This is a genomic window from Timonella senegalensis JC301 (assembly GCF_000312125.1).
Classification (GTDB): domain Bacteria; phylum Actinomycetota; class Actinomycetes; order Actinomycetales; family Cellulomonadaceae; genus Timonella; species Timonella senegalensis.
This window is the reverse complement of record NZ_HE978642.1, coordinates 105,829-120,249: the sequence shown is the minus strand read 5'-3', so window position 1 is coordinate 120,249 and position 14,421 is coordinate 105,829. Positions and strand designations below refer to the sequence as shown.

The window sequence follows — 14,421 nt, the reverse complement described above, 5'->3', positions numbered from 1 at the left end:
GTGGTTTCAGATTCCCTGCTTGTCACCTCGTACCCGTCCGTGATCCCGGATCAGGTCTCCGGCACGAGGGACGCCGTGAATCATTTGCTCGAGCTCGGGCACAAGACAGTCCACCACATCTCCGGTTCGAGCGACTCCCACCCCTCCATCGCCCGTTCGGCGGCCTGGCGCCGCACGCTCGAGGAGGCAGGTGTCCAAGCGCCAGACCAGTGGGAGGGTGATTGGACGCCGCAGTCGGGATACCTGATTGGCCGGGAAATTGCGGAAAACCCCGAGGTCACCGCAGTTTTCTGCGCCAATGATGAGATGGCTTTCGGCCTCATGCGCGCTCTTCACGAGCACGGCAAGCGCGTACCCGAGGATGTCTCCGTGGTCGGGTTCGACAACATCGCGCTCAGCGAGTTTTCCGCGCCACCCCTCACTACCGTCTCCCAGGATTTTGCTGAAATCGGGCGGCGACTCGTGGAACTTGTCCTCGACTGGCTCGACCCCGATCCCAACCGCACGCGCACTCAGATCGTCATCCCCACCAAGCTCTTGGTTCGAGGCACAACGGCGCCTCCGCGGGCAGACTAGAGGCGGCCACGATCGTCGTAAATTGAGGTTTGTGGGGCGCCACAGGCGCCCAAATTCCCGACGATTGTGCCCCACTTTCCAGCGTCACCACCGGGCTGCCAGGCCGAGTTGGATAGGTCACATGCAAGCGGGCTCGCGGCTTCTCGGCGGGGAGCGGGCTTATGGTGGATGGATGTTAGATCCGCATTCCTCCGCCACCGCTGCCACTGAAAACCACTCCACAAGCGGGGTGTCCTCGGGTGCAGGGGCGGAGGCGCTGGAGCGCGGACTGGGCAACAGGCGCCTGCAACTCATCGCAATCGGCGGGGCCATTGGCACCGGCTTGTTCATGGGGTCGGGCAAGACAATCTCTCTGGCTGGCCCATCGGTGATGCTCGTGTACCTGGTCATCGGGTTCATGCTGTTCTTTGTCATGCGTGCGCTGGGCGAGTTGCTGCTCTCCAACCTTGGATACAAGTCGTTTCGTGACGTAACCGCTGATTTGCTCGGCCCCGCCGCAGGGTTTGTAACGGGCTGGACGTACTGGTTCTGCTGGATTGTGACGGGCATCGCGGACGTGGTGGTGATCGTTGGTTATGTGCAGTACTGGTGGCCAAGCGTGCCCCTGTGGATTCCGAGCCTCGCCACGATTGTGCTCCTGCTGTCCCTCAATCTTGTGGCCGTGAGACTGTTTGGCGAGATGGAGTTCTGGTTCGCGATCATCAAGATCACCGCGATCGTGCTGTTGGTGCTCGTGGGGCTGGGGCTAGTGGGATCGCATTTTGTGGCGCCAAACGGCGCCGAGGCTGCAGTGTCGAACCTGTGGAACGACGGAGGATTCTTCCCCAACGGCTTGGGCGGATTCCTCGCTGGATTCCAAATCGCGATCTTCGCATTTGTAGGCATCGAGCTCGTGGGCACCGCCGCCGCCGAAACCAAGGACCCCACCACAACTCTGCCGCGCGCAATCAACTCGATCCCCGTGCGCATCCTGCTGTTCTACGTGGGTGCGCTGGCCGTCATCATGATGGTCACCCCGTGGCGCGAGGTCTCCCCCGAAGTGAGCCCGTTTGTGCAGATGTTCGGCCTAGCAGGGCTGCCTGCGGCCGCCGGGATTGTGAACTTTGTGGTGCTCACGTCCGCTGCGTCCTCCGCCAACTCCGGCATCTACTCGACGTCCCGCATGATTTTCGGCTTGGCGCAGGATGGCGTCGCCCCACGCCGATGGGGAGTTCTGTCCGCCAACAAGGTTCCGGCCCGCGCGCTGATCTTCTCAGTGTCCTGCCTAGTTCCAGCGATTGGCCTGGTGTACATGGGCGGATCCGTCATCAATGCGTTCACCACGATCACCACGGTGGCCTCCGTGATGTTCATCGTGGTGTGGTCGCTCATTATGTTCTCCTACCTGGCCTACCGCCGCGAGCGCCCCGCCCTGCACCGCGATTCCGCGTTCAAAATGCCAGGCGGCGTAGTCATGAGCTGGGTTGTGCTCGCGTTCTTCGCCGCGATGCTCGTGGTCCTCATGCTCGAACCGGACACCCGGCAAGCCGTGCTGTTCACACCGGTCTGGTTTGCGCTGCTCGGCATCGCGTGGTGGGCGCGGGGCCGCAGAGCCGTGGGCTCTGCTGGATCCGCGGGCTCTGCTGGCGCCGAGGACTGACCCGGCGTTTTCCGCCGGTTCCGCGAATCATCGCGGCCACAGGCCGCTTCCCGCTTGCCACCTGATAAACGACGATTTTGGCTGGATCCCAGCCAAAATCGTCGTTTGTCTTTTGGGGCTTACGCCGGGCCTGTGACCGGACGAACTGGCGCAACCATGGCGCCCTTCTGCAGGGCGGAGGATGATGGAGTCATGACCGTGAACTCATTTCCCAGGGCACCGGAGCTCAACTGGGTTGATCCCCGCGAGGAGATCCAAGTCGGCGTGATGATGGCGGATGGCAGGCTTGCTCCTCGCACATTTTCCTCGCGCGCAGAGGCGGAAGCGTGGGCGCAGGACGGCGAGGAAGTTGTGGAGTGGAATCTAGTCTGTGATTGTGACATGTAGTCGATGTGCCAGATACAGTCCCGCACCCTGAGATACTTTAAGTAGGAACTTTCCCCGCGACTGAAAGTTAGCTTCATGACTGAATCCGTTCCCACGATCCTTGGCGAGTTGGCGGACCTCCACGACGCCAAGGTGCTGGCCGTCAATGAACGCCACGGTGATGACCACTCGGTGAACCTGACCAAACTTCGGTCCGTGGCCAAGCGAGTTAAGACCAACCATGCTTTGGCGATTGACCTGTGGGAGACCGGCAACACGGACGCTAGGTTGCTGGCACTCCTGATCTGTAAACCCAAGGAGTTCTCGGCAGAGGAACTCGACGCAATGCTGCGCGATGCCCGCACGCCCAAAGTCCAGGACTGGCTGGTCAACTACGTGGTCAAAAAGTCCCCACACAAGGAAACCCTGCGCGAGAAGTGGTTCGCTGACAAGGACTCCACCGTGGCGAGCGCAGGCTGGGCGCTGACCACCGAGCGAGTGGTCAAGTCGCCCGAGGGATTGGACCTTTCCGGCCTGCTCGACACCGTTGAAACCGAAATGAAGGCTGCCCCGGAACGACTCCAGTGGGCCATGAATGAGACCCTCGCCAACATCGGGATCTACCACGGTGACCTGCGTAAACGCGCGCTTGCGATTGGTGAACGGCTCGAGGTTCTCAAGGACTACCCCACCCCGCCAAACTGTACGTCCCCATTTGCTCCGATCTGGATCAACGAGATCGTGCGCCGCAATGAAGCCGCAGAAGCGGCGAAGGCCGCACAGGCTTCGGGCAAGTAGCCGAGCCCCCATCCTCGCCTCAACCCAATCCTCACCAACCACCGGGCCCACAGGCCCAGGAGAACTATGAACGCCTCACCACTGCCCGCCGCTGATTCCGCGCCAGTCCGGCTGACCTCACACGCCGATGTTGTTGCCGCCGCCCACAACCCCGAGGTGTACTCGAGCGCCACGTCTCGGTTCCTGCATGTCCCTAACACGATGGACGGCGAGGTGCATGCCACGTTCCGTGCGCTCGTGGACTCCTACATGACTCCCCAGATCGTGGGCGAACTGGAGCCAGTGTTCCGCGAGATCGCTGACGAACTGGTGCGCTCGCTTCCCGTGGGCAGGGAGTTCGACGCAGTCAACGACTTTGGCGCTCAGTTCGCCGTCCGCGCGCAGTGCGCGTGGCTCGGCTGGCCAGCAGAATTGGAGGGTCGACTCCTCGAGTGGATGGATTCCAACGTGGCTGCCCAGCGTTCCGGTGAGCCCGAGCGCAACGCGGCTGTAGCTGCGGCGTTCGATGAGATCGTCCGCGAGCGCGTTGATGCTGCGAGTACCGACCCCCTGCTCTCCGAAACCGTAACGGCCCAGCTGGCCTCCGAACTGGTGGAGGGCCGCGAACTCCACACGGACGAGATCGTGTCCATCCTGCGCAACTGGACCGCGGGCGATCTGAGCTCCCTCGCACAGTGCGTGGGCGTTGTGGTGGCACAGGTCCTGTCCAACGAGGACCTGCACAGCCGTGTCACCTACCTCTCCCGCCGCGAGGCCGACGAGCGCGGAACCCGCGAACTCGACCGCATCATTGACGAGTGCATCCGCATCAACGACCCGTTCATCACGAGCAAGCGCGTGACGACCTGCCCGGTCACGGGTGCCGGTGGAACCGAGATCGCTGAGGGCACCCGCGTGATCCTCGACTGGGCTGCGGCCAACCGCGACCCCGAGGTCTTTGGCGACCCGGACGCCTTTGACCCGGACACCAACGCGCCCCACAACCTCGTATACGGGACTGGGCCTCACGTGTGCCCGGGCCGCGGCCTGTCCACCATGGAGCTTCGCGTTGTCACGCGCGCCATGTTTGGCAGCGACCACGAGTTCTCGCGCACCGGCCCCGAGTGGCTCACCGCCGAGGAGCCGCCGCTGGGCGGCTGGGCTCACGTCAAGGTGCTGTTCCGCTGAGCGTGCCCTGCCGCGGGCCACGTCGAGGAAGCACGTGAGTACTTTTCGTGCAAATGAGCGCCACTTCCCCTACGCTTTTGCACCAAAACTACGCACAACCGCCGTCCCCGAAGCGCCGCCTAGTCCGAAAGGCTACCGCTCATCCCGTCCCCGATCGGATACGAGACGAACGCGATTCTGCGGCCGTCCGGGCTCCAGCTCGGCACGTTGATTGTGCCTTGCCCGCCAAACACGCGCATGAGGTCCCGGCTGGTTCCATCCTCCTCAAGTACGCGCACGATCACGTCCACATCTTCCGGGTGCCCCAAGGTTCCGGGTGGGAAGCTCACATACACTAGCCGCCCGCCCGCGGGCGACGGGTGCGGGAACCAGTTGACGCGCTCATCAAAGGTGAGTTGCTCCGGCGCTCCCCCGGCCACCGGCACTCGGAACAGTTGCGCATGCCCGGGCGGGGTTGATCCGCGCTCGGAGTTGAAGTAAATCCACTGTCCGTCCGGGCTGAACTCGGAGCCGTCGTCCGGGTATCCGTCATCCGTAATCTGTACGTCCTCGCCGCCCACAGCCGGGATAGTGTAGACGTTGGTCACCACGTCCCCATTCGCAGTCGACAGCCCGATGTACGCGAGCGTCTGCCCATCTGGCGACACCCCGTGGAGGTAGTGCGAGAACTTGGGGCCACGATCGTTTGTGACCCTGCGGCTGACGCCTCCGACCAGGTCAAATGCGTAGATGTGCCCATCCTGGCAGGACAGGTACATGGTTCGGCCATCGGGGCTCAGCACGTGGTCGTTGTTGATCTCTGGGAGTCCGCCGAGATCGATCTGCTCAAGGTCCCCTTCCTCCACACCAAGCTGGTAGAGGTTCCCGTCACCGTTGACGTAAAGCGTCTCGCCGTCCGGGCTCCAGTTGGGCGCCTCAAACAGGAGCGCATCCGACTCAAACCGAGTCGTCATCACCCCCGACTCCACATTGATGATGTGCAGCACCGCGCGCTGTTTGGGTTGCAGGGTTCTGGCCATGGGCTCACCTCATTGTTCGATCTGGGTTCGACACCCGAGCGATCGGGCCGAGTCCCCATATCCTCCCACGTCAGCGTGGAAGTGATAGTAAGAACCCTCCTTACTATCACTGTCTATAGAAACTGATAGTTAAGGAGGCCGTTTCCAGCCGTTCGCCCCGCTAATACCCTGATTCTCGACGATCCTGCCGCCACTTCCAGCACCATCCACTTACCCAGCGGATGACGCCCCGAGAAGCCGCAGCCCACCACCGCCCCCCCCGAACCTTGAGCCCCACCCGTCCCATGCACCACGCGCTTTCCCGCCGGATAATCAGGGTATGAGCCCTAACCACGGTGTTGGGCCATGACTGACAGCCAGCCGCGGCCTTCCCCAGTGCCACTCGCCCGCAGGATCGGCATCGTCCTTGCGGTTCTTCTTGCATGCGTCGCGATCCCCGCCGCGTTCGGCCTCCTGCCCGACCGCGCAACCACCACCAGCGCCTTCCGCACAGCAGCCATCGCCCTGCTCACCGCAACCTCGCTAGCCACCGCTGCCCTCACACTCCCCGCCTGGCGCGGCGGCCGCACCGCCACCTCAGGCCTCGCCGCGCTCCAACTCCTTGCCGCAATCCCGTTCCTCACGGTCCAAGTCCTGCCGCCGGATCTCGCGCCAACGTCCAGCGGCCTCGCCGCCGCCGGCCTGGTCGTCCTCTACGCCGCCGCGGCAACTCTGGTCACGCTCGGCGTGCCGCCGATCGTCCGGCACGCGGCCGCCCTGACCACCGCAATCTCATTATTCTCGACGATCATGGTCACCATCTCCCCGCGCCTCTCGCCTGAGTGGATGCGGGCTGTTTCCGCACTTGCAGCGGCGGCGTCCGCGATTGGTTTTCTTCTCCTGGCCAAGGGGTTGCATCGCTTCGCAGGTCGACGCCCCAGCGCGTCTCCCGAGCACGCCAACAGTTTCTGGCTGAGAGCGCGGACCAAGAAGCTCGCCACCGGAGCCGCGTCCGCTCCCGACGCCAAAACCAACCCCGCAACTCAAGCCCTAGCAGACCCCAACCCCACCCCGCGTTCCGTGGCTTACCAGCTTCTCCACGGCCCGAGGCCGCCGGAGCTCGATCACCCGGGACTCTGGCGGACAATCGAGCGCCTAGCCTCCCACAACAACGCCGTCCTCACGCTCCCCGACGCCCGCCCGGCACTCACCGCCGAAACCGAGCTCGCCATCTACACGATCATCACCAGCGCCATCACCAATATCCGCCGCCACGCACCTCACGCCACGGTGAGTGTTTCCTTCGGTTTCACGCCCACGCACGTCAACCTTGCCGTGCGCAACTCGCTGCCGCCGGGCACCAACATCGACGCCACACTCGACACCTCCGGCGCCATCGGCCTCCCCTCCATGCTCGCGCTCGCCGAGGAACTCGGCGGCACGGCAGCGCTTCGCGCCACCCCCATCGAGTGGCTCATCCAGGTGACATTCCCCCACGCCCAGTCCCAGCGCTCCTCCTGATTCCCGACGATCCTGCCGCCATTCCCAGCCCCACCTCCCACTCTGCCCGGTGAGACTGAGCCGAGAAAACAAGTGAGCACTTTTCGTGCAAATGAGCGCCATCACCCCTACGCGTTTGCACCAAAACTACCCACAGCTACCTCCCCCGCCTGCGCTCCGCCCGTGCGCGTAGGACCCGCACCAACTGATCCGGCGCCATCAGATCCCGTGCGGTGAGGCGAATGAAGTCCCATCCCAACTCCCTGATCGCGTCTTCCCTACGCTTTTCACGCAGCAAGTCCTCTCGCGAGTTGTACTTTGATTCGCCGTCATACTCACAGGCGAGTTTGAGCTCAGGAATGGCGGCGTCTAAGTAGAAGGTTCCACTGCGGGTGGCTACCCGGTATTGTGTGTGCACCGCGCCTATCCTCGCCGCGATTAGCCAGTATCGGGCCTCACTCTCAGGTACCGAGTCTGAGTTCGCAACGGATTGCGCAATGAGCCGAAGCAGCCGATTCGGGTTTCGCAGGTGCGCCGCGTCAACGCGCTCCTCGAGTTCGCAGATGCTCACTCCCTCGCCACGTGCAAAGTCCAGCGCCGCGAGCCCGAGGCCCGGCCGGCAGATACTTGCTAGGTCGATCGCGGTGCGCGGCAGGTCGGTCAGGCTGACCTCGAGCACGCGTTCCCTGTGCGCGTCTGGGAGATGGAATTGGTGGATCCGGTGCCCTTTCCTGCGGCGATTCTTCCCGTTCTGCGTGGTGACATGGACAAGGCCGTCCCGCACGAGGCTCGGGAATCCCCAAAGGTAGGCGGCACTGCTGTGGCTGAGTGTCTCGTTGCCGCGCAGCGTGTGGAGCGCGGCGGAGATCCGGGCACCCTCCCAGAACCCGTGTTGCGCAAACTTGTCTATTTCATCGAGGCCTTGGGGCACCGCCACGAATCGTCCGGGCAGTATCCGCCGCGCCCGCCCCGATGCCAGTGCCGCCTCAAGCGTACGCTGCGGCACGGTGAGTCTGGTCTGACAGGCTGGGAGTGCCTGGATTCGTGCGGCAACATTCGCCAGGTTTCCGGGCGCGGTTCGGGTCGTTGGAGTCATGCGGCCAGCATCCCCCTCCGAAGCGAATGGATGGTGCCAAACGCCTGGAATTGTGCATGGCGCGCCACACCGCCCGCTTGTGCAAAACTCTGCGCCGCAACCTATTGCGGGAGCACGTCCAGTCGCGGCCTACGCTGCCGTCTCGCCCTTGCAATCGACAGCCACCGCCTGATTCCCGACGATCCTGCCGCAACTCCCAGCCCTACCCGTGGTGGCTAGATGTCCAGGTTGAAGTCAAAAATCGCCTCGCGCAGCGCCCGTCCAGCACCCCGAATCGCAGCGCCGATCCCGGAGAAAACATCACCGACATCCGTCACACTCAGTCCTGAGTCCATTTGTACCCAGCCGGAGGCTTTCTCATCCTTAACTATGGCTTTCTGCTCACCCACACTAATTCCGAGCAACTCCCCAACCTTCGCCAAGTCGGCCTTCTCCTCCTTCGAAAGAACGCCATCGCGTAGCGCGACTCTCACTACAAGCCGGAAGAACTCCCGGTGCAGCAGTTCAACCTCGTCCTGCCCCAGCCCCAACGACTCAGCTGTCTCGGTCAGTTCACGTGTCTCGCTCGGGCTCAACAACCTGTCCATCAGCGCATTCTCGAGCACCGCCAAGTACTCCGCGTGCTCCTTAAGCCATTCGTAGTCCCGCTGGTTCTCAACGATCTGGGCCTTGGTACCGACACCTGAAAGCCGCCATTCCGAGTCGCCTCGCGCACGCCACGCGCTCGTGTCAGGCACAGGCACCGACCCCACGGATCGCGTCTCACCTTGCATCGCTACCCACTCGCCGGCTGCGCCTCGCGAGATGAGCGCGGACAGGAGCAGCGCCGTCGCAACCGCGTCCCCGAGCACCTCACGCGACTCATCCAGCGGTACGCCCAAGGCCTTGCAGGATGCCTTGAGGGATCGCTTGGGGCCCCTCAAATAGGGCTTCGACATTTCCGCAGTGCAGGCAGTCTTGCCCTGAGGCATTTCGCGACCAGCCCGCTTAAACTCTGCCTCCAGAAATCGCTCTGCGAACCGAGCGTTGTGCGCCACCAAAACCCTGCCACGAAGTAGGCCACTCAGCGATTCAGCAATTTCCGAGAACCCAGGAGCCCCAACAATCTCAGCCTCCCTGAGCCCATGCAGTCCTGACTCGCCGAGATCACGGTGCGGGTTGACCATGGTCGTCCACTGCCCGGTGACGCGCCCGAACTCGTCAGCGTGGACCACAGCCAGTTCAACAATGCGGTCGGCACCACGAGCATTGAAGCCCGTCGTCTCCACGTCGACTACTGCAAAACCAGCCAATTTCCACTCCCTAACAACCAGGAACTGCGCAGTCCCTGCGCACACGTGTCCCAGACTACTCACTTACCAGCACCACCAAGGCCAAGTTCGTTGCTCACGCCCTGATTCTCGACGATCTTGGTCCCGTCCCTGCCCCATTCCAGTTACGTCATTTGCCGAGTAACTCGAGAAGCGCGCTCTCAACAACCACCGGGATTCCGTAGTCTCGTGCTTTTTTGGTCTTCCCAGAGAGCGAGTCAGGATCCGCAGTGATCAACAGTTTCACCTTCTTGGTGACTCCGTTCCACGGTGTATATCCAGCACGCACAAGGTCAGCTTCAATTTCGGACCGCGGCCTGCTCATCTCACCCGTCAGTACTACCAAGTCGCCGGGCGCTAGCCCGTAGCGATTGCTCGCTCCATCCGAGGATACGGAGTCGCAAGCATCCGTCTTAGCGGGATTCCGTTCGAGCACTATTGATTCGGCCAGCACCTGTTCGGTATGAAGAATCTTTGCTTGTTCCAGCGCATTGATTTGGAGGAGTCCGCCCACTAGATCCAGGTCGGTTTTCTCTTCTGGCGTTAGTTCGCGGTCACTCCACGCAACACGAGCAACCTGTGTGAAGTATGCGCGGTGCAGTTCCTCCACTGTCGAGCGCCTTAGCCCGAGTGAGTTCGCAATGTTGGCAAGCTCGCGAACTTCTGTTGCCGACAACAATCGATCCATCAAGGCCCTATCAAGCACGGCCAAGTACTCATCGTGCTGTTGTGAACCTGTGTACTCCGGCAGCCCGTCCGCGATCTGTGTAAGAAAGTCGTGTGCGGTCAGCTCTTGAGAGCCTTCGCTGCGGGGTCGCCAGCGCTCCATCCCGTTCGGTGACCGATCCCTATCGATAGGGTCAGGGACCTCCCGATGCATCCGCTCCCAGTCTGCTTCTGGGCTCATCGCAATGTAGTTCGAAAGCAAAGTCGCCGTTGCCGTAGCATCAACGAGCGCTGCGTGTGCGTTCTCTAGTGGGATATCAAAGGCATCGCAACAGTCTCGGAGCGCACGACCGCCGCCAGGCAGGTATCGCTTGGCCAAGACCATGGTGCAGAGGCTTCCTGCCACGGGGAGCCGCCTCCCCAGCCTCGAGTATTCTGCTTCCAAAAAGCCCAAGTCGAACGAGGCATTATGCGCAACAAAGATTCGGCCTTCAAGGAGTTCCGTGAGCGAGTCGACGATGTCCGCAAACCGCGGCGCAAGCATCGCGTCCGCCCCACGAATGCCGTGGATGTGTTGCGGCCCCAAATCGCGCTCTGGGTTGAGCACGGTCTGCCACTTTCCAGTGACGTTGCCATGCCTGTCCACATGAACCACTGCCACCTCGACGACTCTGTCACTCCCCCGGGAGTTGAATCCCGTGGTCTCAAAGTCGACAACTGCGAATCCAGCCATCACCGCTCCTCATCATTGAGAAATCTCGCTCTCGGCGCGTCGCGCCAGGACCAAGAGTACTCACTCACCAGCCCAAACGTAACCATGGAGTTGCCTCGTTCTGATTCCCAGCAATCTTTCCCGCATCCCAGTGACATCCAGTCCGAAAGAACAGCAGACGACCGGTTCGCCGTTGGTGTCGTAGCACCGATTCACCTCGTCCAGTACATAGAGTTGTACCCGTAAGCGGTATCGACGAACTTCTTTTCAGATATGTTCCCCACCGCACGTTCATTCGTGCTGCCCTGGGGAATTCATGTCAAATACTCTTCGATACACTGCGACGCGCCTCGACGCTGAACTACAGAAGAACCCAAGCAGTATCGAACGAGCGATGACTGAATACTTTGTTTCAGCCGGGCTCGGAAGGCCCAGTACTTCCGAAGCAAGGTCTTGGACCTCGTCCCTACCTGCACTTACTAGTGCAATCGTCGACGCAGGTCTAGGGAATCTAGAGGTGCTACTTGAGTACCGTCTCCCGCTTACCTCGCGGCGCGCGGATGCGGTTATCGCTGGAAACAATCCGAAGACAGGGAAACCCCACTACGTTGTTGTCGAACTCAAGCAATGGAGTGCGGCTAGTATTTCTTCGGAATCAGACAATCTAGTCTCGGTACCCGGTGCGCGCTATAGCCCGGTGCTCCACCCGAGTATGCAGGTTCACAACTACGCCACCTACATGCGGGATTTCCTGACGATTTTTGAGTCTCAGGCAACCATTGACTCCATTGCGCTCCTGCACAACGCTCGCAAATCCGATGTGGCAGATCTGTTCGCCTCTCCGATCAGTGCCGAAGCTCAACTTTTTACTCATGATTCTGCCGGAGATTTTCGCGAGTTCCTCACCAAGAGCTTTAGCCCGGACGTACCAGGATCACGCGCGGCCGATGCGCTTCTCACGTCGCGCACTGCGCCATCGAAACAGCTCCTTGCTTTGGCAGCCAAGGAGATTCGGGAGCAGGAACAGTTTGTTCTGTTGGACGAACAGCGAGTGGCGTATGAACTCGTCCTTGGAACTCTTGAAAAGGCCCGCCAAGCAGATACAAAGAGCATCGTGCTGGTGACCGGAGGCCCAGGTTCGGGTAAGTCCGTCATTGCACTATCCGTGCTTGGTGAACTGGCACGTCGCGGCTACACCGCCTTGCATGCAACAGGGTCCAAGAGTTTCACGGAGACGCTTCGAAAAGTTGCCGGCAATAGAGCACCCTCGGTCAAGGCAATGTTCAAGTACTTCAACTCATTCATGGAAGCGGAGAGGAATTCGGTTGAGGTATTGATTCTCGACGAGGCTCATCGAATGCGTGAAAAGTCAGTGAACCGTTACACCAAGAAATACCTCAGGGATATCGCCCGCCCGCAGATCGACGAACTGATTGATACGGCTCGCGTACCGGTGTTTCTGCTCGACGAGCACCAAATCGTTCGTCCAGGAGAACTTGGCAGCGTTCACGACATTAAGTCCACTGCGGCAAACCGTGGTGTACCTGTATTCGAAGTAAACCTGAACGCGCAGTATCGTGCAGGAGGATCGTCCGCGTATACGGACTGGGTGGTCCGACTACTCGAACTTGAAGATGGTGGACCAATCGGCTGGGAAGATGAAGATACTTTCCAGGTGCAGGTTGTCGACTCTCCAATCGAGATGGAGAATATTCTCCGCCACAAGCTTGAGGGTGGCGTTAACGCCCGAATGACCGCCGGATATTGCTGGAAGTGGTCCGCAGTATCTGATGACGGCCTTGAGAATGACGTAATCATCGGTGACTGGGAGAAGCCGTGGAACTCCCGGGCCGATCGCGCGATCGGTTCCATTCCGCCATCGCACCTCTGGGCTTACGAACCCGGAGGATTCGAGCAAGTTGGTTGCGTCTACACCGCTCAGGGATTTGAATACTCGTGGAATGGCGTCGTCCTTGGCCCCGACCTCGTGTGGAGGTCTACAGCCAACGAGGGAACTGGTGGCTGGGTATCGCGCCGCGAGTACAACAAGGACCCTGACTTCAAGTCCACAAAAACCGTGTCGAACGAAGCCTTCGACTCACTTGTGAGAAACGTATACAAGGTTCTGCTAACCCGTGGTCTCCAAGGAACCCTGATCTACTCGACAGACTCCGAAACTCTGGAGTTCCTCCGCGGTCTAACTAACTGACCACTGCACTGAAATCAGTGCGAGTCGAAGTCGAGGTTCACCAGCGCTTCGTCAGCAGTCTCGACAGTTGAGTTCAGGGATCACTCCCATCGATCAAGTCAGCTGGGCTAGCGCGGGCCGCGAGTCCTATGGGGTCATGGAATGCCCGTGGATAGACGGGCAAGACGCCTCAAGGTCGCACTCGAAGTTGGAGCCGACGCCGTCATCAACTCCGCAGAAGAAGACGTCATCGCTCGACTCATCGAACTTCAAGGCGCAGTCACCAGCCAGTTCGGACGCTCCGGCTTCGCCGGCGCAGACATCTACATCGACGCCGCCGGCATCCCCGCCGTTATCGAGACGATCCTCAAGGCCGCCAAGCCACGAGCTGTCCTCACGATCCCCGCCGTCCACAAAAAGCCAATCGAGATCGACTTCGGCGCAATCCTCATGCAGAAACTCGATATCCGCTGGGCCATGGGCTACCCCACCGAGATCTTCGAGGTCACCGACTCGATCATCACGAACCCCCACCTGTACGCAAAGATCATCAGCCACACGTTCCCATTCGACCAGGCACTGGAAGCCTTCGAACTCGCCAAAACTCCAGGAGCCGCAGACAAGGTCGTCGTCCTATTCGACTAGCAACTCGATCTGGGTCGAAGCGCGGCGGGCTCGTCGGTGAGATCATGTGAGCATGACTGAACCTGAAGAGTTGCAAGATGGCGACTTGTGCGTGGTGATCGCCGGAACGCACACGGGAAGATCCGGAATGGTCGCCGACATCAAGTCCAGCAAGACGGGTGCCGTCACAATCACGGTTGTTCAAGATGATGGAGAGCGCTTCAAAACTCTTGCAAGGAACGCTTCTAGGTTGAGCGCGGGCGGGATGTCGAAGGCGTAAAGGAGAGGCATGTGCGATATTTGGCGAAGCCTGCACATGCCTCGACAGCCAAGACACCCGCCGCGCGAGACCTCGACCCCGAAAACCCCAGAAAGCCTTCGCCCTAGGAAGCCCTGGTTCGAGCAAAGTCCTGGGAAGCAGAAAACCCGCCCGGCCGAAGGCCAAGCGGGTTTTCCATGTACGAGCTGTCTCAATTTCTCGAGTGGAGCTAAGGGGACTCGAACCCCTGACCCCCTGCATGCCATGCAGGTGCGCTACCAGCTGCGCCATAGCCCCATCGTTTCATCCGATTCGGATTCCTCCGCGCCGGTGAAGCACGTTTATCTTAAACCGATATCGAGCCCAAATGCCAATCGCCCCTATGTGACGTAGGCCGCGAGCGCCCACTCCCATGAAATTGTGCGCCTACGCAGGCAACTCACCGCGCCACCCCGAGTGGTGGGGCGACAGCGGAAGGTGGGCATGATCGTCGTAAATCAGGTTCAGATGGCGGCGCAGCCG

13 protein-coding genes and 1 tRNA gene are annotated in these 14,421 nt (G+C 61.0%); 9 read left to right on the top strand and 5 right to left on the bottom strand.

Annotated features, from left to right (window positions below; all coding sequences use genetic code 11):
• From HGSM_RS05090 to HGSM_RS05070, 5 genes are all read left to right on the top strand, one after another.
• On the top strand, window positions 1-576 hold a 576-nt coding region (locus HGSM_RS05090; protein WP_040594746.1), incomplete at its 5' end, for a substrate-binding domain-containing protein.
• Window positions 577-748: 172 nt separating this feature from the next.
• Window positions 749-2,215, top strand: a complete 1,467-nt coding sequence (locus HGSM_RS05085) for an amino acid permease (RefSeq protein WP_019147668.1) — start codon at window positions 749-751, stop codon at window positions 2,213-2,215.
• A gap of 198 nt (window positions 2,216-2,413) precedes the next feature.
• Window positions 2,414-2,602 carry a hypothetical protein gene (locus HGSM_RS05080; RefSeq protein WP_230197498.1) on the top strand — a complete coding sequence of 63 codons (189 nt, stop codon included), beginning with the start codon at window positions 2,414-2,416 and terminating at the stop codon, window positions 2,600-2,602.
• A gap of 75 nt (window positions 2,603-2,677) precedes the next feature.
• A complete protein-coding gene (locus HGSM_RS05075) occupies window positions 2,678-3,379 on the top strand; it encodes a DNA alkylation repair protein (protein WP_019147666.1) in 702 nt (233 codons plus the stop codon).
• A gap of 66 nt (window positions 3,380-3,445) precedes the next feature.
• Window positions 3,446-4,546, top strand: coding sequence for a cytochrome P450 (locus HGSM_RS05070; protein ID WP_019147665.1), 1,101 nt, complete (start codon window positions 3,446-3,448; stop codon window positions 4,544-4,546).
• A gap of 119 nt (window positions 4,547-4,665) precedes the next feature.
• Here HGSM_RS05070 and HGSM_RS05065 read toward each other — a convergent pair whose 3' ends face one another.
• Window positions 4,666-5,565, bottom strand: a complete 900-nt coding sequence (locus tag HGSM_RS05065; protein WP_019147664.1) for a TolB family protein — start codon at window positions 5,563-5,565, stop codon at window positions 4,666-4,668.
• 345 nt (window positions 5,566-5,910) lie between these two features.
• Here HGSM_RS05065 and HGSM_RS05060 point away from each other — a divergent pair, with 345 nt between their 5' ends.
• Window positions 5,911-7,065 carry a sensor histidine kinase gene (locus tag HGSM_RS05060; RefSeq protein WP_019147663.1) on the top strand — a complete coding sequence of 385 codons (1,155 nt, stop codon included), beginning with the start codon at window positions 5,911-5,913 and terminating at the stop codon, window positions 7,063-7,065.
• A 136-nt stretch (window positions 7,066-7,201) separates the two neighbouring features.
• Here the strand turns inward: HGSM_RS05060 and HGSM_RS05055 are convergent, their stop codons facing one another.
• From HGSM_RS05055 to HGSM_RS05045, 3 genes are all read right to left on the bottom strand, one after another.
• The gene (locus tag HGSM_RS05055) at window positions 7,202-8,140 is read right to left on the bottom strand and encodes a hypothetical protein (protein WP_019147662.1); all 939 of its coding nucleotides are present in this window, start codon (window positions 8,138-8,140) and stop codon (window positions 7,202-7,204) included.
• Window positions 8,141-8,355: 215 nt separating this feature from the next.
• On the bottom strand, window positions 8,356-9,432 hold the full coding sequence (locus tag HGSM_RS05050; protein WP_195891347.1) for a 3'-5' exonuclease: 1,077 nt from the start codon (window positions 9,430-9,432) through the stop codon (window positions 8,356-8,358).
• A 148-nt stretch (window positions 9,433-9,580) separates the two neighbouring features.
• A complete protein-coding gene (locus HGSM_RS05045; protein WP_019147660.1) occupies window positions 9,581-10,849 on the bottom strand; it encodes an exonuclease domain-containing protein in 1,269 nt (422 codons plus the stop codon).
• Window positions 10,850-11,540: 691 nt separating this feature from the next.
• On the opposite strand from HGSM_RS05045, the gene HGSM_RS05040 reads away from it, so the two are divergent.
• The 3 genes from HGSM_RS05040 (at window position 11,541) to HGSM_RS05030 (ending at window position 13,920) form a co-directional block, all read left to right on the top strand.
• Complete coding sequence (locus HGSM_RS05040) at window positions 11,541-13,037, top strand: DUF2075 domain-containing protein (RefSeq protein WP_019147659.1); 1,497 nt, start codon at window positions 11,541-11,543, stop codon at window positions 13,035-13,037.
• A gap of 147 nt (window positions 13,038-13,184) precedes the next feature.
• Window positions 13,185-13,661, top strand: coding sequence for a zinc-binding dehydrogenase (locus HGSM_RS05035; RefSeq protein ID WP_019147658.1), 477 nt, complete (start codon window positions 13,185-13,187; stop codon window positions 13,659-13,661).
• 52 nt (window positions 13,662-13,713) lie between these two features.
• Window positions 13,714-13,920 carry a KOW motif-containing protein gene (locus HGSM_RS05030; protein ID WP_019147657.1) on the top strand — a complete coding sequence of 69 codons (207 nt, stop codon included), beginning with the start codon at window positions 13,714-13,716 and terminating at the stop codon, window positions 13,918-13,920.
• A 203-nt stretch (window positions 13,921-14,123) separates the two neighbouring features.
• Here the strand turns inward: HGSM_RS05030 and HGSM_RS05025 are convergent.
• Window positions 14,124-14,196: transfer RNA gene (locus tag HGSM_RS05025), tRNA-Ala, on the bottom strand.
• Window positions 14,197-14,421 lie beyond the last annotated feature (225 nt).

Coding starts and splice junctions, on each gene's coding strand:
- HGSM_RS05085 (WP_019147668.1), top strand. CDS start 749: ATGTTAGATCCGCATTCCTCCGCCACCGCTGCCACTGAAAACCACTCC.
- HGSM_RS05075 (WP_019147666.1), top strand. CDS start 2,678: ATGACTGAATCCGTTCCCACGATCCTTGGCGAGTTGGCGGACCTCCAC.
- HGSM_RS05070 (WP_019147665.1), top strand. CDS start 3,446: ATGAACGCCTCACCACTGCCCGCCGCTGATTCCGCGCCAGTCCGGCTG.
- HGSM_RS05065 (WP_019147664.1), bottom strand. CDS start 5,565: ATGGCCAGAACCCTGCAACCCAAACAGCGCGCGGTGCTGCACATCATC.
- HGSM_RS05060 (WP_019147663.1), top strand. CDS start 5,911: ATGACTGACAGCCAGCCGCGGCCTTCCCCAGTGCCACTCGCCCGCAGG.
- HGSM_RS05055 (WP_019147662.1), bottom strand. CDS start 8,140: ATGACTCCAACGACCCGAACCGCGCCCGGAAACCTGGCGAATGTTGCC.
- HGSM_RS05045 (WP_019147660.1), bottom strand. CDS start 10,849: ATGGCTGGATTCGCAGTTGTCGACTTTGAGACCACGGGATTCAACTCC.
- HGSM_RS05040 (WP_019147659.1), top strand. CDS start 11,541: ATGCAGGTTCACAACTACGCCACCTACATGCGGGATTTCCTGACGATT.
- HGSM_RS05030 (WP_019147657.1), top strand. CDS start 13,714: ATGACTGAACCTGAAGAGTTGCAAGATGGCGACTTGTGCGTGGTGATC.